Annotated in this window: 18 protein-coding genes; 2 read left to right on the top strand and 16 right to left on the bottom strand. The window is 38.2% G+C overall.

Annotated features, from left to right (window positions below):
• From EA772_RS05545 to ffh, 9 genes are all read right to left on the bottom strand, one after another.
• Positions 1-732 carry a hypothetical protein gene (locus EA772_RS05545; protein ID WP_124911712.1) on the bottom strand — a complete coding sequence of 244 codons (732 nt, stop codon included), beginning with the start codon at positions 730-732 and terminating at the stop codon, positions 1-3.
• Between the two features lie 417 nt (positions 733-1,149).
• On the bottom strand, positions 1,150-1,815 hold the full coding sequence (locus tag EA772_RS05540) for a hypothetical protein (protein ID WP_124911710.1): 666 nt from the start codon (positions 1,813-1,815) through the stop codon (positions 1,150-1,152).
• A 5-nt stretch (positions 1,816-1,820) separates the two neighbouring features.
• Positions 1,821-3,620, bottom strand: a complete 1,800-nt coding sequence (locus tag EA772_RS05535; protein ID WP_124911708.1) for a tetratricopeptide repeat protein — start codon at positions 3,618-3,620, stop codon at positions 1,821-1,823.
• Between the two features lie 143 nt (positions 3,621-3,763).
• Entirely contained in the window at positions 3,764-4,807 is a 1,044-nt protein-coding gene (locus tag EA772_RS05530; RefSeq protein WP_305790860.1) for an MBL fold metallo-hydrolase, read from the bottom strand.
• A gap of 110 nt (positions 4,808-4,917) precedes the next feature.
• Positions 4,918-5,670: a LytTR family DNA-binding domain-containing protein gene (locus EA772_RS05525; RefSeq protein ID WP_010600831.1), complete on the bottom strand. Its 753-nt coding sequence runs from the start codon at positions 5,668-5,670 to the stop codon at positions 4,918-4,920.
• A 9-nt stretch (positions 5,671-5,679) separates the two neighbouring features.
• Positions 5,680-5,862, bottom strand: coding sequence for a GxxExxY protein (locus EA772_RS22440; protein ID WP_124914984.1), 183 nt, complete (start codon positions 5,860-5,862; stop codon positions 5,680-5,682).
• Complete coding sequence (locus EA772_RS05515; protein WP_124911704.1) at positions 5,856-6,059, bottom strand: hypothetical protein; 204 nt, start codon at positions 6,057-6,059, stop codon at positions 5,856-5,858. Before EA772_RS05515 ends, EA772_RS22440 begins: the two co-directional genes overlap by 7 nt.
• A 56-nt stretch (positions 6,060-6,115) precedes the next feature.
• Positions 6,116-7,654 (bottom strand): YifB family Mg chelatase-like AAA ATPase, encoded by a 1,539-nt coding sequence (locus EA772_RS05510; RefSeq protein ID WP_124911702.1) that lies wholly within the window; start codon positions 7,652-7,654, stop codon positions 6,116-6,118.
• 377 nt (positions 7,655-8,031) lie between these two features.
• Positions 8,032-9,372: a signal recognition particle protein gene (gene ffh / locus EA772_RS05505; protein ID WP_010600834.1), complete on the bottom strand. Its 1,341-nt coding sequence runs from the start codon at positions 9,370-9,372 to the stop codon at positions 8,032-8,034.
• 471 nt (positions 9,373-9,843) lie between these two features.
• Here ffh and EA772_RS05500 point away from each other — a divergent pair, with 471 nt between their 5' ends.
• The gene (locus tag EA772_RS05500) at positions 9,844-12,267 is read left to right on the top strand and encodes a DUF5916 domain-containing protein (RefSeq protein ID WP_124911700.1); all 2,424 of its coding nucleotides are present in this window, start codon (positions 9,844-9,846) and stop codon (positions 12,265-12,267) included.
• A 24-nt stretch (positions 12,268-12,291) separates the two neighbouring features.
• Here EA772_RS05500 and EA772_RS05495 read toward each other — a convergent pair whose 3' ends face one another.
• From EA772_RS05495 to ruvX, 7 genes are all read right to left on the bottom strand, one after another.
• Complete coding sequence (locus EA772_RS05495; RefSeq protein ID WP_010600837.1) at positions 12,292-13,293, bottom strand: DUF3078 domain-containing protein; 1,002 nt, start codon at positions 13,291-13,293, stop codon at positions 12,292-12,294.
• 93 nt (positions 13,294-13,386) lie between these two features.
• On the bottom strand, positions 13,387-13,710 hold the full coding sequence (locus tag EA772_RS05490; protein WP_210405079.1) for a hypothetical protein: 324 nt from the start codon (positions 13,708-13,710) through the stop codon (positions 13,387-13,389).
• Positions 13,707-14,459: a hypothetical protein gene (locus EA772_RS05485; protein WP_010600839.1), complete on the bottom strand. Its 753-nt coding sequence runs from the start codon at positions 14,457-14,459 to the stop codon at positions 13,707-13,709. Before EA772_RS05485 ends, EA772_RS05490 begins: the two co-directional genes overlap by 4 nt.
• A gap of 48 nt (positions 14,460-14,507) precedes the next feature.
• The gene (locus tag EA772_RS05480) at positions 14,508-15,350 is read right to left on the bottom strand and encodes a glucosaminidase domain-containing protein (protein ID WP_124911698.1); all 843 of its coding nucleotides are present in this window, start codon (positions 15,348-15,350) and stop codon (positions 14,508-14,510) included.
• Between the two features lie 67 nt (positions 15,351-15,417).
• Complete coding sequence (locus tag EA772_RS05475; protein ID WP_124911696.1) at positions 15,418-16,089, bottom strand: glucosaminidase domain-containing protein; 672 nt, start codon at positions 16,087-16,089, stop codon at positions 15,418-15,420.
• Positions 16,090-16,247: 158 nt separating this feature from the next.
• The gene (locus tag EA772_RS05470) at positions 16,248-16,886 is read right to left on the bottom strand and encodes an O-methyltransferase (RefSeq protein ID WP_116168836.1); all 639 of its coding nucleotides are present in this window, start codon (positions 16,884-16,886) and stop codon (positions 16,248-16,250) included.
• An 8-nt stretch (positions 16,887-16,894) separates the two neighbouring features.
• Positions 16,895-17,311, bottom strand: a complete 417-nt coding sequence (ruvX, locus tag EA772_RS05465) for a Holliday junction resolvase RuvX (RefSeq protein WP_124911694.1) — start codon at positions 17,309-17,311, stop codon at positions 16,895-16,897.
• Positions 17,312-17,504: 193 nt separating this feature from the next.
• Here ruvX and EA772_RS05460 point away from each other — a divergent pair, with 193 nt between their 5' ends.
• Positions 17,505-18,239: a DUF3575 domain-containing protein gene (locus EA772_RS05460; protein ID WP_124911692.1), complete on the top strand. Its 735-nt coding sequence runs from the start codon at positions 17,505-17,507 to the stop codon at positions 18,237-18,239.
• The last annotated feature ends 187 nt before the right edge of the window (positions 18,240-18,426 follow it).

Here is an 18,426-nt window from a genome sequence, read left to right as displayed (position 1 = left end):
TTATTTCTCCCAAAATCCCTCATAATTAAAATCTTCGAATTGTGATTTTTTGCCATCACCTTTTCTATATATTTTAGCTTTTCTAGAGCCTTTTTCTCCCCAAACGGAGATGATTAAATTATTGCCATCAAAACTGTTTTTATAAACCAATGTATCATTTTTTACTTGCAGAAGTTTTGCTAAACCTTGGTCGGTATTTGGTATCTGGTGTTCGCACAATGCAGTTAATTTGTATTTCAAAAAGTTGTTGGTTATAAAATTGACATCCAAAGTATGAGGGTCGTTATATGCACCAATAAAATCCGCTTTGTCTTCAGTGCTCCAAACCGCTACAGTAATCACTCCACTTTTAATTTCCTGACTTGTTTCGATATAATATTCGCCCGTTTCATTTTCAATCCAACCTAAAATATCTGCCTCGGTGTTATTACTTTGCACATTAATTCTGTGCCATGTTTTTTTTAGGATACCTGTGGCCAGGAGTTGTTTAGTGTTGTAGTCGACTAACTTTACGGTATCGCCAGAACTTCCCTCCCAAAAAATCTTTTGTTTATCGCCATATAAATCTTCGATATCCAAAACCCATAAACCAAAACTCATGAAGCTTAAAAATGCAACAAACAAAATCATTAAAACACCAATAACCCACTTGGCTTTTCGGGTTTTGCTGCGAATGAAAAACCAGATAAGCAGGGGTAATGGCAGAATAAAGATAAGGAGGAAGAGGATCATGTATAAATTAGTCAGATATGAGATTTATATGTTGCGGTGGTATTGCTATATTCTTCAAATCATCACACATCGTGCTTAATGTTTTAAGATACAAATAAAGTTTTATGCTTAAAGAATGATGCTTAAAGTGATTTTCGAATGATGTGGAAGCGTAAAACACAGTAAATGCTGGATACACCTACCAAAGTTTTACACTTCCTTTTTCATCAATTAAGAGACGTTACTTTCTAAAACCAACAGCTATATAAACCAAAACAAAATTGCATTCGCAAATAATGATCCTCATAGGTAGAGGTTATTTTTGATTTATGGTACTAAGCTAAATAAAGCTGTTCAGCTATTTCAAGCCATTTATTATTCGTTAACATTTAACAATTATTTGTGCGCAACTGCCAATTATTTGATTTTAAAGCAATGCTAATAATAAAAGAACTGACTGGAGTTCGGGATTTTTATTTCTCTTCTGCCGGGTATAAATCCATCCATTTTTGGAACGGATGTGAAAGGATATTTGAATTTTTTTTCTGTAGCAGGGTGCGATTGAACAGAATCCTCACAATCTTCATCATCATACCGAACATGAACCTGTTTGGTAGAAAAATTAATATCGTAAGTGTGTTGATAGCCACAATTGTAACTGTCTTTATAGGTAGAGCCAATTAGAAACCAATCATTATTTTGGTAACGATAAATGTTTTTGTGCTTGCTGGTATGCCTTGTATTGTGCCAAAACGTTTGCTGCGTGATAATTGTGTTGTTTTTTATAATGACGGATAAGTCAACGCCATTATCTGTACAGAATCCGCAATCTTCGCTGTTCCATAAAACAGATGTATTCTTTTTCCAGAGTTTTAATTTACCGTTAAGCATTTTACAGATATACAGTTCTCTGGTAAATCCTGTACGATCGACTCTCTTATTGGAGTTGTAAACAAATATCACCTCGTCAATTCCATCCTTGTCCAAATCACCTTTAGTTTCCAACACCTTGGTTCTTCCGGCAGGCAGAATAAAATCAGGAAGTGTTTGAGCCATGCTTTCAAACGAAAGTAAAATAAAGAATAAAGCCAGATATCTCATCATTTCAATTATTGGTTGCAACTTTTAAGCATCCTGTCATCAATTTCCAATCCCATTTTTTTTGCTGTGAGTATGTCGATGCAATAGTCTTTCTGACCTAAAATTTGTTTAATCCATCCCCTTACATAGTATGAATAAGCTAAATTTTTATCTAATTCCACTGCTTTATTGCAGTCAGCTAGTGCCGCTAAAAACTCATTTTCTGATTTTTTAATTGATGATTTTTGATCAAACACCCAGCCCACGTTAGCGGGTAGATTTGGTGATTTGATGCTTAACCGGGATGCTGATTGTTTACCTCCATCCACCATACTCATGCGGGCTACGGCCCTATTAACATAAGCTATTGCGTAGTCCTGTTTAATTTGGATACTTTTATTAAAATCATTTAAGGCGAGATTATTTTTTTGTGTTGCCAGATAAATCAGGCCTCGCCTATTATAGTAAGTTTCGATATTTAATTCTTTAAGATTTGGCGCCAGTAAAATCGCTTTGTTTATTGAGGTTAATGCGTTTTCAAAGTCTTCACTATAATGTTGACATTCAGCTATACCAAAATAAATTGATGCAAGAGATGAATTGTAATAAGACAATATATCTGCTTCGCTGGCATTTACAAATCGGGAATTTTTCTTAATCTCTGCCATGATGCTCTCCTTATTTTCTAATGCAGCAGAATAATTCTCGAAGGCATTTTTATAGTTCATCAAAGCCAAATACGCATTCCCTTTAAAAGAAAGTATCATGGCATTTTTCGGAAACTTTTCTAAGCCCTTCTCGTATTGGATTAAAGCCTTATCAAATGCTTTTAAATTATAAAACGCAATACCTCTTTGGTAATAAAAGCTAGGCTTACTTTCGTCGCAGAAGTCGGCAATTGCTTCATCAATAGTTTTTAGTTCAGCTGAATCATTTAGCTTTTGGCCAATGAGTATTTGTCTGGCTCTTTGATAATCATTACATGCGGCATCTAAATTTTCAAGTTCATAATAAACTTTCGCCCGGTTAAGGTATGCTGATATGGCCCTGGCATCTAGCTTTATCGATTGCGTATAATCTGCAAGCGCCTTATCAAACTGACCTAAATTGCCATAAATTGCACCTCGGCCGTTGTAAAAGTAAGCCTGTTTATCATTCAGGGAAATTGCACTATTGATATCGTTCAGCGCTTCATCTGTTCTGTTCTGACTGTAAAATACGCCGCCACGATAGAAATATGCATCGTAGGCCTCAGGTGATAACGAAATTGCTTTATTAAAATCAGTAATTGCTAAATTCTCATAGCCATTATTTGCATTGTAAGCCCCACGTGAGGTATAATATTCTGCAGAGCCAGGCTCCATTTCTATTGCTTTATTATGGTCAGCTAATGCCCCGAACTTATCGCCGAACTGTTCTTTCAATTTACCACGATTAGAAATAATCAATGCATCTTTCGGGTCAGTCATTACAGCTTTATCTATGTAAGCTGTCGCTTCTTTTTCATTGTTTTTGGCGCCGTATATCCTTGCAATATTTAAATAACAGCGAGCGCATTTTGCATTGATCAGTAAAGCATTACGATAATATTTTTCTCCTTCAACCAGATTGTTGTTTTGAAGGTGGTAAAACCCCAGCAGCCGTAAAAGTGACTCGCTCTTTGGGTTCTGTTTTAATTCTTTATTCAGATAAGGGATTATTTTATCAAGCGCTCCAATTTTTAACAATGAATCTGCATGTAGTTCATATTGGCTTTTTGATTGAGCAAACGACAAATTTTGTATACAAGCACCAATGATGATCATCAGTGTAACGAGTTTAACATTCATAAAAGAAGAATTTTTGCAAAACACTTAAATTTTACAGCTATTTCTTTTAAGATACCTATATCTTTCAAAAATGTTTATACGCATTATTATCCGATGGAGTAAAAACTCTAAAAACGTAGGCAACTTGTTATTATTCGTTAAGATTACTTCACACCAATCCACCATTGTTTAAACACCTGATCAATATCTTTCAAGTAAACAAATTCGCCAATCATTGGCGTAACTAAAGGAATTTTTGTTGCCTTGTTCAATTCCGTAATTTTAACCAAAGGCTCATCCCAGGGATGATTTGCCAATACAAACTTTGATGAATGTACCGGAAAGAGACGTTTTGCCTGTAAATCTTTCGCTGCCTGCAAAACCTGTTCGGGCAGTAAATGGATATATTTCCATTTCACATCGTATTGACCATCTTCGAGGATAGCCAGATCGATAGGGCCAAATTTATTTCCAATCTGCTTAAAATGGGTATCGTAGCCACTATCACCACCGATATAAATTTTCATGGTTGGACTTTGAAAAATGTACGACATCCAAAGCGTATTATTTCTTGTAAAACCTCGTCCAGAGAAATGCCGGGTTGGCGCAGTATGAACAAAAAATCCGTTACCTAAATCGATACTTTCATTCCAATCCTTTTCATAAATATTGGCCAGGTCATATCCCCAGGCTTCGAAATCAGCACCTACACCTAATCCGCAAAAAACCTTTTTTGTCTTAGCCTTTAGTTTTATTAAGGTTTCATAATCCACATGGTCGTAATGGTCATGTGAAATAAAAAGGTAATCGATATCAGGTAAATCCTCCACGGTATAGCGGTCGGTGCCTTTGAAAGCGGTAACTGTTGCAGGAATTGGCGAAGCATTGCCGCTAAATACCGGGTCAACGAGTATTCGTTTTCCATCTAGTTGCATAAAATAAGACGAATGCCCAAACCAAACCAAAACGTTAGTATCAATTGGTAAGTTGAGCAGGTTTACTTTTTGAGATGGAATACTATCCACAGGACTTAACCTCGGATGATCGCCAAAAAGTTTGTCGTAAATCACACCAGTTATCGTGTATCCTTCCGTAAGTTCAGGTGTATGGTTGAGGTTATGGAAAATACCATCCTTAAAGTGGGGCGATTTTTTCATGCGTTCTAATCTTGCCCCATCTGCAGCCTTTCCAAACAAGGGCTTTTTCATATAAAAATATGTAGCCACCGCAATAATTAAAACCAACGACAAAAAAACAACCAATATCCATCTAAGGATTTTTATCCATTTAACGTTCATGAGATAGTGGTGAGGTATACTTATTCAATGTGATTGATGTGTTGGAGGATATAATCTTTCCTGCGCCCGGAGACAGGGATTTCAGTTTTATCCTTCAATACGATGGTTCCTGATTTTAAAAATTTATCTACGTATAAAACGTTAACCAAATAAGATTGATGCGGACGTAGGAACCACTTTTCTGGTAACAATTCATCATAAAATTTCAAAGGTTTTGAAATCATGATCCTTCTTCCCTCGGTTAAGAAAAAGTTCGTATAACCGCCCTCACTTTGGCAATAGATAATCTCACGCAGTTGCAGCACCTGTAAAAATTCTAACGTGTGTAAAACAATGCGGCTATCTAAGTCGCTTTCGCCATGACTAGATTGAGACTTTAAAATAGAGATCTGTTGCTTTTGCTGTGCCAGATGATTTTCGTCTTCCGTAATTATTTTAGATAAGGCTGATTTAAATTCTGCATCGTCCAAGGGCTTCAAAAGATAATCAAGGGCACCAAATTTAATGGCTTTCACAGCAAAATGGTTGTAAGCGGTAATGAATATAATCCGAAAGGGAATTTCGTCCAGTTGATCCAAAATATCAAAAGCCGTACCATCAGTCAGCTGAATATCCATTAAGATCAATTCAGGTTTCGTGGCTCTAATTAATACCAAGCTTTCTGCCACGCTGGTGGCGAAGCCAATAAGGTTAAATTGCGTTTCTTTTTGTAAAAGCCATTCGATTTCCTTGCGGATGGCGGGTTCATCTTCAATTATAAGCGTTCTGATCATTCGGGGCGTTTAATCTTCTAAAAATCGGTAAAAATCATTAATAAATTTTCTTTGTACTTCACTAAAAATATTAACACAATTGAAATTTAGAATCAAACCTTGTGGCGCTTCTATCAATTTCATGTAAGTTAACGTTTGTGCTTCAAAAATAGGAGCGATGGTTTTTGAGGCGTTTACTTCACGGCTTAGCAGTTTTCTGTAGACAGATCACATCTTAAATTTGACGCTACCTCTATTTTTTTATAAGGAACAGGCATCGAAATTTCTGTTGGGAAGTTTATTTGCTGCAACTTTAATGCTGTTTCCTGCATCCATGGCAACGCTATCCAATAGTCCGCTTTGTGGATTTCTCTCGCTGCACCAATAATATCGTAATGGTGTTTTTTCAACCATGTTATATTTAACTATACAGGCTTTAAACTACTGTTTTCACAAATAATTTCGCCTAGCCGGCCCATCCATCACGATCTAAACTTCTATAGTTGATGGATTCTGCTAAATGCTCAAGTTCCACGGTTTCACTTCCATCTAAGTCTGCAATGGTTCTGGCTACTTTTAAAATGCGATCGTAAGCTCGGGCCGATAAACCCAAACGCTCCATTGCCGATTTCAGAAGTGTTGTTCCGGCTTCGCTGATTGCACAAACTTTACGAACCATTTTCGGGCTCATTTGTGCGTTATAATGTAAATCTTCTTTATCGGCAAAGCGACGATCTTGAATTTCTCTTGCGCTAATTACACGAGCCCTAATGCGTTCGCTTTTTTCCGCTTCGCGGGATGAAGCCAGTTCCGAAAAATTTACCGGTGTAACTTCAACATGTAAATCAATGCGATCTAAAAGCGGACCTGAAATTTTACTGAGGTATTTCTGAACAACTCCAGGTGCACAAACACATTCCTTTTCCGGGTGGTTGTAAAACCCGCATGGGCAAGGGTTCATTGAAGCCACTAACATAAAACTCGCCGGGTATTCTACTGAAAATCGAGCACGGGAAATGGAAACCTTTCTATCTTCTAACGGTTGGCGCATCACCTCCAAAACGGTTCGTTTAAACTCCGGCAACTCATCTAAAAAGAGCACACCATTATGTGCTAAAGAAATTTCTCCAGGCGCCGGATTCATTCCGCCGCCAACCAAAGCCACATCGCTAATTGTATGGTGCGGAGATCGGTATGGCCGGACTGTCATTAACGCATCAGCTGCAGATAGTTTCCCGGCAACAGAATGGATCTTGGTGGTTTCTAAAGCCTCATACAAATTCAAAGGAGGCAAAATAGTAGGTAAACGCTTGGCCAACATGGTTTTTCCGGCACCCGGCGGACCAATCAGAATCACATTATGTCCACCTGCGGCGGCAATTTCCAGCGCACGTTTAATGTTTTCCTGCCCTTTAACGTCAGCAAAATCGTGTTCGTAATTGCTAATATTCTTCAGAAATTCTTCCCGGGTATTAATTTTGACCTGTTCCAAAGGCTCGCTTTTGTTAAAAAAAGCAATTACCTGGGCCAAAGTTTCTACACCGTAAGCAATCAAGCCGTCAACAATTGCCGCTTCTCGGACATTTTGCTTTGGTAAAATAAAACCTTTAAATCCATCTTGTTGTGCCTGAATCGCAATTGGCAAAGCACCTTTGATCGGTTGTATGGCACCATCGAGCGATAGCTCTACCATGATGAAATAGTTTTCCAGGTCTTCTGAAGGGATTTGTCCGGATGCTGCTAAAACGCCAATTGCAATAGGTAAATCATAAGCAGAACCTTCTTTTCTAATATCGGCCGGAGCCAGATTAACCACAATTTTTTGGCGTGGCATTCTAAAGCCTGCTACATGAATGGCACTCTCCACACGCTGTAAACTTTCCTTAACAGCATTGTCTGGCAAACCCACCATGTAGTATTTATTGCCGGCGCTAATACTTACTTCGATTGTTATCGTTAGCGCATTCACACCATAAACAGCACTCCCGTATGTTTTTACAAGCATTAAATTTCAATAAAGCATTGGAATGTTATTGTTATTCGGGGATGAATATTTGGTTTTCTAATATAAAAAGAAATATTTAAATACCGTTGGTTGAAACCAACGGCAATGAAATGTTAAACGATTTGGCATGACTAGGTTAAAAATAGGGAATGAACATTAACGCTTCGCTTTGATTTCATTGCAGTCTGCTTTAGCTGACTGTTCTCTAATGTGCAACCAAGGCTTTAGCCAAAATATAAAATTTAGTTAGCGATTTAGGAAACCTAAACTAGCGAGACCAATACAAAAAAAATCCCAACCATTTCTGATTGGGATTTTCAAATATTTACAATAAGCTATTTTCGCTTTAAGCGCTAGTCTTTCCTCTGGTTCAAAACCTATCTTTTTCCAAAAGGCATTTTCGGCATACCTTTCATCATCGCTGCTGCGGCTGCAGGATTTGAAAACTGCTTCATCATTTTACGCATGTCTTCAAATTGTTTTATCAGCTTGGTTACCTCTTCAACTTTGCTACCTGATCCTTTTGCAATACGCAAACGGCGGCTTTGCTGAATCGCATCCGGATTTTCTTTTTCGAATGGCGTCATCGAATTGATAATTGCTTCGATTGATTTAAAGGCATCATCCTGAATATCAACATTCTTCATCATCTTACCCACGCCCGGAATCATGCCCATCAAATCCTTCATATTACCCATCTTCTTAATCTGCTGAATCTGGCTATAAAAATCATTGAAATCGAATTTATTCTTGCGGATTTTCTTTTGTAATTCGGCAGCTTCTTTCTCATCAAACTGCATCTGAGCACGTTCAACAAGCGAAACCACATCACCCATTCCCAAAATACGAGATGCCATACGGTCTGGATAAAACACATCAAGTGCTTCCATCTTTTCACCAGTACCAATAAACTTAATCGGTTTGTTTACTACCGATTTAATCGAAAGCGCAGCACCACCACGGGTATCACCATCTAATTTGGTTAAAACAACGCCGGTAAAATCTAGGCGATCGTTAAATACTTTGGCCGTATTCACCGCATCCTGCCCCGTCATCGAATCCACTACGAATAAAATTTCGTGTGGTTGTGTTTTGGCTTTAACTTCCGAAATCTCGTTCATTAAAGATTCGTCGATCGCTAAACGACCGGCGGTATCAATAATAATTACATTATTTCCGTTTTGTTTACCATGCGCAATACCTTCCAAAGCAATACCAACCGGATCGTTCGATTCACGGTTTGCATAAACCGAAACACCAACTGAAGTTCCTAAAACCTCCAATTGATCTACCGCTGCAGGGCGGTACATATCACCAGCAACCAATAGCGGTTTTTTGCCTTTACCTTTTAAATGTAAAGCCAGTTTACCTGCAAAAGTAGTTTTACCCGCACCGTTTAAACCTGCAATTAAAATAATCGTTGGGTTTGCTTTGGTTTCAAGTTCGGTCACCTCGCCACCCATTAAGGCAGCAAGCTCATCGTTCATGATTTTGGTTAACAATTGGCCCGGCGAAACCGCTGTTAGCACGTTTTGGCCTAAAGCTTTCTGTCTAACCTCATCCGTAAATGATTTAGCTGTTTTATAGTTAACGTCGGCATCTAACAACGCTTTACGAATTTCTTTCATGGTTTCTGCCACGTTAATCTCCGTAATGCTGCCTTGTCCTTTTAATACTTTAAATGCTCTATCTAGCTTGTCCTGTAAATTATCAAACATGTTTTTTGAAGCTGTAAGCTATTTACCCACGGTAAAAGCCAATGTTTTTAATAAAAGGCAAATGTATCAAATTTTGGTTGTAAATCGCTGCACCTCAAAGTCAAAAATCTTTTTTAGAAAATGAATGTTCAGTAGCCTTTGGCAGCCTGTAGTCCCGCCATTCGCTACAATCTTTTTTAGCAGCATGAGGGGGGTATTTACCGGTGTTGCAACAAAAAGTATTTCCGCTTTTGTCGGGTTTAAGTACAACGGCCAGCCAGCAACAGTTAAAAAACGCGTCATTTTTGCTAACTAGCCCTGGGTGCAGCGGTACCCTGCAGCGAGGAAGGTACTGACGAAGCGAAGCGTACAAGCGAAACACAGGAAGCAGTTGAGTTTTATGCAGTAATTTGCGCTTCAAAAACCTAAATAATTTTTAAAATGTGCAACATTTACAATAGTTGATAGTCTTATGCTTACCAAACCAAACGTATGAAATTCTATCTAACCTTTTTGTTAGTATTATCTATGGGCCTTTCTTTTGCCCAGGATCCTGCTAAACAAAAGGAATTGCAAGCAGTAAGAACCATTGAAACGCCTAAAATTGATGGTGTTTTAGATGATGCTTGCTGGATAAATGTACCCATCGCTACAGATTTTTTTGAAATCAGACCGGTGCCCGGAAGGGTAGAAAAAAAAGATCGTCGTACGGAGATGAAGGTGCTTTATGATGATGTGGCCATTTATGTTTACGCCCGGATGTATGATGACAAGGATAGCGTGTCGCACGAATTGGTTTCCCGCGACAACATCGGGAATGCCGATTTCATTTCCATCATTGTCGATCCGTTTTACGATAAAATGAACGGTAATGGCTTCTTTGTAACGGCTGCCGGTGTTCAGTTTGATGCCAAATACTCGCAGGTTGGTGATGAAGACCCCAACTGGAACGCCGTTTGGGAAAGTGCCGTAAAAATTGATGATTTAGGCTGGACCTGTGAAATGAAAATTCCTTATTCGGCTCTGCGATTTTCTGGCAAGGATGTTCAAAACTGGGGCTTAAATTTTAGCCGAAGAATACAGAGAAGCAATACACAAACTTTTTGGAATTTTGTTAACCCAACGGTTAATGGTTTCATCAACCAGGAGGGTTTGTGGACCGGCTTAACCAATATTAAACCTCCGGTGAGGCTTTCTTTTTCTCCATATCTTTCGGCTTATGTAAATCATTACCCTGCTAATTTACCTGGAGTTAAAAATACCACTGCCCGTTTTAATGGCGGTATGGATGTTAAGTATGGTATCAATAACAGTTTTACGTTAGACATGACGCTGGTGCCCGATTTTGGACAGGTGCAATCAGATAACCGAATCTTAAACCTTACCCCATTTGAGGTAAAATTTAACGAGAACAGGCAGTTTTTTACCGAAGGAACCGAATTGTTTAATAAAGGAGATTTGTTTTATTCAAAACGCATTGGTTCCATTCCATCTTATTCTAATTACAGTGAAATTGGTACAACTGATAAAATAATTAAAGACCAAACGGAAGCGAAAGTGCTAAATGCAACAAAAATTTCTGGCAGAACGGCAAAAGGTTTGGGTATAGGTATTTTTAATGCAATAACCAGTAGCATGCAAACCGAGGTGGAAGATGCTAACGGAAATCTCCGGGAGGTAGAAACCCAACCGTTAACCAACTACAATATTCTTGTTTTCGACCAATCATTAAAGAATAACAGCTCGGCTAGTTTTGTAAATACAAATGTTTTAAGGCAGGGAAGTGCTTACGATGCGAACGTTTCTGCGCTTTTGTTTAACCTGAACAGCAAAGGCAATAAGTATTTCGTAAACGGGGGCTGGAAGATGAGTTACCTGCGTGGAGCCGAGACATCAACCGGATACAGTTATATTTTAAGGTTCGGAAAACAAAGTGGCAATTTCACATGGCGTTATAATCAGGTTTATGCCGATAATAAATTCGATCCGTCTGATATGGGTTTTTTTACAAATAACAACTTTTTAGATCAAACGGCAGGAATGGGTTATAGCATCTATAAGCCGGGGAAATGGTATAACCAGTTCGAAAGCTGGTTAAATTTAGTTTATTCGAGAAGGGCAATCCCAAGTGCCTATCAAAAAGTTTCTCTTAATTCTGGTTACTGGGTGCAATTTAAAAACTTATGGTCAGCAGAATTTGATGTAAGCTGGGCTGCTAACGGTAACGATTTTTATGAATCCCGTAACGGACAGGTATATCGTGCGCCTGGTAATTTTGGTCTCGCTATATATGTAAATCCCAATCGTGCAAAAGCCTATAATTTTGGTGGCAACGTTCGTTATTTTAAGCAAAATCTGTTTAATGGAGAAGAGTATAATTTCTATCTGTTTCAAAATTTTAGGTTAAATGATCAGGTTGCATTCGGCTTGGATTTAAATTTTAATCCTAATTACAATTTTGTAAACTGGACCACCATGCAGGGCAATCAGTCAATTTTTTCTAAATACGACCGCCGAACGGTAGAAAACTCTTTTGATGCTAAATATACGTTTACAAATTTAATGGGTGTTGCCGTGGTGTTACGCCATTACTGGAGCGACAGGAGAAACAAAGCGTTCTATCTGCTGAAACCAGATGGAAATTTAGCAGATTATCAGGGCGCAACGCCTACTGGCACTGATAGAAACTATAACGTTTTCAATATCGATTTAATTTATACCTGGCAATTCGCACCCGGAAGTACGCTAACCTTATCTTACAAAGATGCAGCAGAGACCTATCAAACCTATTATATGGAAAGATACAATCGCAATTTGAGCGGAATTTTATCAGCACCACAAAATAATAGTCTATCAGTAAAGGTGCTGTATTTTATCGATTACCTTGACTTAAAAAGGAAACGTAAGCGGGTTTAAAATTGACCATATACCTTCCCGACGTTACCGCGGGAAAACAAAAGCAAAACCCAACGCCAAAGTCTGACTGGCCTGAACCTTTGCATCTGTATCGGTATCATACAGGATTACACCCGTTAAACTCGTATTCATAAAACGGTTAATTTTTGCGGTTAAGGCAACATCCAACCTATGATCGATTCGTTTTACAGCAATATCTTCATAAGGAATAAACATGGCGTAACGTGCTTTCAGGTTGGTGTTTTTAAAAATATCTTTATCAAAGGCACTCACCACCTGGAAAGCGAGCTCATTTCTAAAATGCTTGCCTTTATCAACCCCAAATACATTGGCTTTGTTGTCATAAACTGCCGTATCTAAAACAAATGTTTGGCGGGCAGTACCCGTACCAATTCTGGTAGAGAAATATTTGTTTGGCTTGTATTCAAAACCGATTGATTCAGTTAAATAACCTGGCGACATGAACCTGGAAATCAAGACTTGCTGTTCTTCACCATTACCATCTCTAAAATAACGATAACCACTATCAAACTGCGATTCAAAGTTTACAGAGCCGAAGAAAAACCAGTTTTTTGACAATTGAAACGATGCTTTGTTATCCCAGAAAATTCGATCGTTCGTTTTCTTTTGCAACTGGTCTTTATTTTTGATTTTACCATATTGCAAGATTACCTCACTTACGTAGCTGTAGCTGGCTTTGTTGTATTCTGCTTTCCAGTTGAGTAAGCCACCAACAGCAACGGAATTAACACCACCACCCTTCCAGTTATCACTGAATTGTGCCTGGTTCACGTTAATGCCAATAGAAGTTTTGGTTTTCCAGTAGTTTACCTTCGCGTTTACAACAAAGGGAGGGATTTTTACAGGCTCAAAATTTAACGGCCCTTGCCTGCTCGGTAAAGGACTACGTTTAAGCTTTATATTCAGGTCTTTTGTATTGATCGGAACGGTGTCAATTACCTGTGCATATAACTTTGTGGAGCAGATACTTAGAATAAGGATAAGGGCAGCTAAACAATTCTTCATTGGATACAAAGAAAAAGAAAAAATCTATAGATAAAAAGGGTTTAACAAAATGAATATCTGATTTGTAGTTGCCAATGTGCCGAATGCAGCCTACTATATCGATTTAACCCAGCCATACCAGCTGTTATTCCTAAGGTAGTTTAAGTCGCCTTCAAATCGGTAAGCTTCTTGTTCAAAAATGATTTTACGGTAGGCCAGATGGTGTTTTTTGTAAATTATCAAATTAATCAAATAATTGATAATATAACACACATAAAATGGAATAATCAGCAACTCGAGCTGTTGCCTTAAATGAATTTTTTCATGATTGATTATTTCCTTGTCGGCCTTAAGTCTTTCTGATTTTAACAGAATAAATGGAAATATAGCCATCCCTGCGGTAGGCAATTTCTTAACGATGATAATGGGCGCTTTCACAATTTTTCAATTGTTAGTTTCGGCAAAGGAGGCAATTGCAGTGCCTTTGGATTTATGCGATAGCTTCTATACGCATTTCGGATAAATACGTTAAAAGCATAATCATCAGCATCGAGCACAAACTGATAGGTTGGCCGGTATTGTTGCATGAAATCAGTGAGTTCGGTCTCTTTAATGTTTAAAACCTGCTGTACCAATGAAGCATTAAAACGGTAATCAATCAGGTCTTCACGGTAATCTTTCTCTAAAATTTTCTGTAAGTGGCGGGCATTTCTACCCTGCCGGCTCAATAAATTATAAATCGCATCAATGCCTAATCCCACGCCACCGGTTCCTAAATTCAGTAGATCTTTACTGCTGCCTTTCATGGTTTGGTAGCGGTATTCGCTAACCGATTTTTCATATTGCTGCTGTGGCGTTAATCTTTTTTGCTGAATCACAACATCCCTTAGCCTGATACCCAGTGATTTCAATTGAAAATAAGCTGCGGTTTGACCTTTAAAAACGATGGTATCAACGCCATAACCAGCAAGCGCCGCTACTAAGGTATCTCCAGGATTGGCATAGGTGCTAAATTCACCTTTTGTATTGTTATACAACCCATCTCCTGTTCTAATGTTGTAAATGTAAACTTTTGCCAGGCGTTGCTTCGTTTCCTTATCAATAACGATTCCCTGCACCGGTTTTGTTTGTGCAAAAAGCGATGTAGCCAGGCCGACGGATAAAATAAAGGCAACAAAAAGTTTCATGTGTTTACAAAACTACAAATATCTGGCAGGCAATGTTTACCGTTAACATTATTTAACCTTAAGCACCTGCCCAAGTTTAATACCATCAGTGGTCATTTCGTTTAACATTTTCAGTTCATCAACAGATAAGTTAAAGCGTTTTGCGATATTATAAAGTGTATCACCTTTAATAACAGTATAAGTGCCATCAGCCAAGATTGGCTTTGCCCCAGGCGGAGGGGTATCAACAGGCGTAAATTTCTTTTTCTCCTGCGGGATGTTTTGATTAATTTCAGAAAAAACCCGGTCTTCACGGGCAATTTTTTGTTTCTCGCTTTCTGATTGGTCATACTGATAAAGCTGGTACTTTTCAATCATATTAATCAGTAAATCAGGATATTTTGGGTTGGTAGCATAACCGGCGGTTTTTAAACCCTGTGCCCAACTTTTATAATCGTTTTTGTCCAACTGGAACAAAAAACTGTAGCGTTTACGTTTCAAAAATTCAGAATGATCTTTAAAAGATTCACGGGCATCTTTGTATACCCTGAAACAATCATTTTTTTGATCGTCATCACGGAAATAGTTTTTTCCTCTCCAGTCAGAAGTACATTTAATGCCAAAGTGGTTGTTTGCATACTTTGCTAAATCGCTGTTTCCACTGCCTGATTCTAAAATTCCTTGCGCCAGCGTAATACTGGCCGGAATACCAAAGGCATTCATCTCTTCTATCGCCACTGCTTTAAATTCGTCAATATAACTTAATGTGTTATAACTTTTATAACTGTTGTTATTGGCTTTATTGGCCGCCTTCTCAATCTGTTTATTGTTTTTCGAAAATTTTCTTGAACTGCATGAACTGGCAAAAGCTAAAATGATGAACAGAAAAGATAAACGATAAGATAAATGCATTTTATGGTTAATTGTTGAAATTGTTAGTGGTTATTTAAAGTGGCAAGTTAAAACGTGTTATGTATCATTAAAACCTGATCTTCTGCCCTGGCTTTAGGTTTGCTTTTTTCAGACCGTTTCTTTTCATCAGTGATTTAACTGTTGTACCTTTCTTTTTGGCTATAGCGCCTAAGTTGTCGCCCACCTTTACGGTATATATTCGTGAAGTAGTTCTCTTTTTGCGGTGATAAACCGGAGCCTTGGTTACCGGTTCCACATAATCTTCCGGGCGTTCATCGTACTGATAAAGATTGTATTTGTTTACCATGGCAATCACCTGGCTGGCCCAGGTGCGGCTGCGGGCATATCCCGAACGTTGAATTCCCCTGGCCCATCCTTTATAATCATACTGATCATATTTATCGAACAAGCTGTTAAACGGAGCTCTGGTTTCCATCAGCTCTACAAAATGATTGTATGATTCTTCATCACTTTCGTAATCGCGGTAAGCAGAGCGGATTTCCTCATTGTTATTTGGACCTTTAACCCCGAAATGATTATTCAAATGTTGCGCAATCCGGCTGTTGCCGGCGGCAGATTCATGAATGGCAACTGCCAGGATGATACTGGCAGGAATTTTATGATCACGCATTAATTCCTGAGCAACTTCTACATGTTCTGCAATATAATCTTCTGTGTCTTGTGCTTTGGCTATAATTACATTTAAAAGTAAAAGGCAAAAAGTAAGTATATTTTTCATTTTTGTTTTCTCTTGCCGTCATTGCGAGGTACGAAGCAATCTCATGCTGCGGATTACTTTTTATCTCGTAATAACGAGTTTTTGTTTTGGTTAATGTTTAACTGTTGGAAACGTTTAATGTTAACTGAATTCAGTTAAACAGTTTCACATTTGTTCAGTTAACCAATTTTCCTAATTACAAACAGCCCATCTCTCACAGGCAATATCAATTTTTCAACCCGCTCATCTGCAGCTATTTTATCATTAAAACTAGTGATATTTCTGGTGTCTTTATCTTGTTTTTCCTGAAGTACTTTTCCACTCCATAGTACGTTATCCACAATGAGGATTCCGCCCGGACGGACGCGGTCGAAAACTAAATCGTAATAAGTGCCATTGTTTTTTTTATCGGCATCAATGAAAACGATGTCGAAAACTTCATCCAGTTGATTTAAGGTTTCGTTTGCATCGCCCAAAATGTATTTGATTTTGGAGTTCAATGGCGATTTTTCAAAATTAGCCCGAACCATATCTTCCAGTTCGGCATTAATATCCAATGTGTAAATGATTCCATCCGCTGATAATCCTTCAGCTAAACAAAGGGTTGCATAACCAGTAAAGGTGCCAATTTCCAGAATTCTTTTTGGTGAAACCATTTTGCTCAGCATACTCAAAACCCTGCCCTGATAATGGCCGGAAAGCATTCTTGGCATTAGAACTTTTAAGTTTGTTTCGCGGTCGATATGTTGAAGCAATTCGCTCTCGGGTTCGCAATAGTTAAGTAGCAGTTGTTGTAAATCGTCGTTTATCAGGCTCATGTATTGGGTTATAAACGGTGGGTTTCCATAAAATATTGTAAAATGATGGTCGCGGCAACGGTGTCCACCCGATCTTTATTCTGTCTGTCTGTCTTTTTCAGGCCGCTTTGCATAATGGCCTGATGTGCCATTTTCGAGGTGAAACGTTCATCGACCCAATGCTGCGGTATAGTTGGAAAAGCTTTTTTTAACAAGGTTGAAAATCCTTTAACATGTTGTTTGGAATCAGAATCTGATCCATCCATTTGTTTCGGATCGCCTAAAACAAAGGCTTCTACCTGCTCGGCAAGTAAATATTTTTTAATGTACTCAATGGCATCTTTAGGGTGAACGGTATCCAGTCCGGTTGCAATAATCTGCAAAGGATCGGTTACTGCAATGCCGATGCGTTTTGTTCCGTAATCAAAAGCCAAAATTCTAGCCATAAAATATTTAAAAGTCCAAAGGTAAGGTTTTTTAAGAAATGGGTTTTTGATACCAAAAATGTGGTGAATTTTCCCCTTATTTCAACACTGTTTGCGTTGGTAATCAGCCAATAAGCGGTGTATATAACTGTTAATGGCATTGGCACAATTGGCCGATGATTTGCAAAGTAAAGCTGAATCAAACAAAAAAATAATGAAAATAAAATTTACAAAATCATTAGGCCTTATTGCTGCAATAGGCTTATTATCATTAAACAGTTTTGCGCAAAAGGTAAATCAAGCCGATGATGCAGAGAAAAACCTGGTTAAGTTAAATCTTCCGTCACTGGCCTTGAAAACACTTCATGTTCAATACGAAAGAGCCATTTTTGGTAAAACAAGTGTAGGCTTAGGTGTTAGAATGATGCCGAAAGGTTCTTTGCCTTTTAGTTCATCTTTCGACAGCATTGACGATCAATTGGGAAGTTTAGAGATGGGAAATTTTGCCATCACACCGGAGATTAAATTTTATATGGGTAAGGGTGTGTTTAAAGGTTTTTACATCGCTCCGTTTTTAAAATATGCAAACTATAATGCCTCTATTAACTACGAATTTGATTCTAACAACAGAACAGAAATGATTCCATTGAGTGGAAAATTAAATACTTATACGGCAGGTGTTTTATTTGGTGCGCAATGGGAAATTGCCAATAAGTTTTATTTAGACTGGTCGATTTTTGGCCCTCAGTACGGAATTTCTCGTGGAAATTTATCAGGAACAAAAACATTATCGGCACAGGAGCAAAAAGATTTGAAAAGCGAGTTAGATGAAATTGATTTACCAGTAGGAAATGTTTCAAGTACAGTAACTGCTAATGGTGCAGTAGTAGATTTTAAAGGCCCATGGGCAGGTATTCGTGCTAATATTGGTATTGGTTACAGATTTTAATATGTCGATAATTTCGTAATTGGCTGCTCAAATTTGGGCGGCCTTTTTTGTGCTTGTTATTTTGAAAACAAGGCCGACGTAAATAAACCCTATTGCAGCGGCATCCTTTTATTGTTGCAGCTATTTAATACCCTGCCAGATCATTCACAATAAAAGATATAGCGTAAAGAGGGACCACACTAACCAA

Origin of the sequence: Pedobacter sp. G11 (assembly GCF_003860265.1) — a bacterium.
Classification (GTDB): Bacteria; Bacteroidota; Bacteroidia; order Sphingobacteriales; family Sphingobacteriaceae; genus Pedobacter; species Pedobacter agri.
This window is presented reverse-complemented; position numbering and strand designations above follow the sequence as displayed.

Coding starts and splice junctions, on each gene's coding strand:
- EA772_RS05545 (WP_124911712.1), bottom strand. CDS start 732: ATGATCCTCTTCCTCCTTATCTTTATTCTGCCATTACCCCTGCTTATC.
- EA772_RS05540 (WP_124911710.1), bottom strand. CDS start 1,815: ATGATGAGATATCTGGCTTTATTCTTTATTTTACTTTCGTTTGAAAGC.
- EA772_RS05535 (WP_124911708.1), bottom strand. CDS start 3,620: ATGAATGTTAAACTCGTTACACTGATGATCATCATTGGTGCTTGTATA.
- EA772_RS05530 (WP_305790860.1), bottom strand. CDS start 4,807: ATGAAAAAGCCCTTGTTTGGAAAGGCTGCAGATGGGGCAAGATTAGAA.
- EA772_RS05525 (WP_010600831.1), bottom strand. CDS start 5,670: ATGATCAGAACGCTTATAATTGAAGATGAACCCGCCATCCGCAAGGAA.
- EA772_RS05510 (WP_124911702.1), bottom strand. CDS start 7,654: ATGCTTGTAAAAACATACGGGAGTGCTGTTTATGGTGTGAATGCGCTA.
- ffh (WP_010600834.1), bottom strand. CDS start 9,372: ATGTTTGATAATTTACAGGACAAGCTAGATAGAGCATTTAAAGTATTA.
- EA772_RS05500 (WP_124911700.1), top strand. CDS start 9,844: ATGAAATTCTATCTAACCTTTTTGTTAGTATTATCTATGGGCCTTTCT.
- EA772_RS05495 (WP_010600837.1), bottom strand. CDS start 13,293: ATGAAGAATTGTTTAGCTGCCCTTATCCTTATTCTAAGTATCTGCTCC.
- EA772_RS05485 (WP_010600839.1), bottom strand. CDS start 14,459: ATGAAACTTTTTGTTGCCTTTATTTTATCCGTCGGCCTGGCTACATCG.
- EA772_RS05480 (WP_124911698.1), bottom strand. CDS start 15,350: ATGCATTTATCTTATCGTTTATCTTTTCTGTTCATCATTTTAGCTTTT.
- EA772_RS05475 (WP_124911696.1), bottom strand. CDS start 16,089: ATGAAAAATATACTTACTTTTTGCCTTTTACTTTTAAATGTAATTATA.
- EA772_RS05470 (WP_116168836.1), bottom strand. CDS start 16,886: ATGAGCCTGATAAACGACGATTTACAACAACTGCTACTTAACTATTGC.
- ruvX (WP_124911694.1), bottom strand. CDS start 17,311: ATGGCTAGAATTTTGGCTTTTGATTACGGAACAAAACGCATCGGCATT.
- EA772_RS05460 (WP_124911692.1), top strand. CDS start 17,505: ATGAAAATAAAATTTACAAAATCATTAGGCCTTATTGCTGCAATAGGC.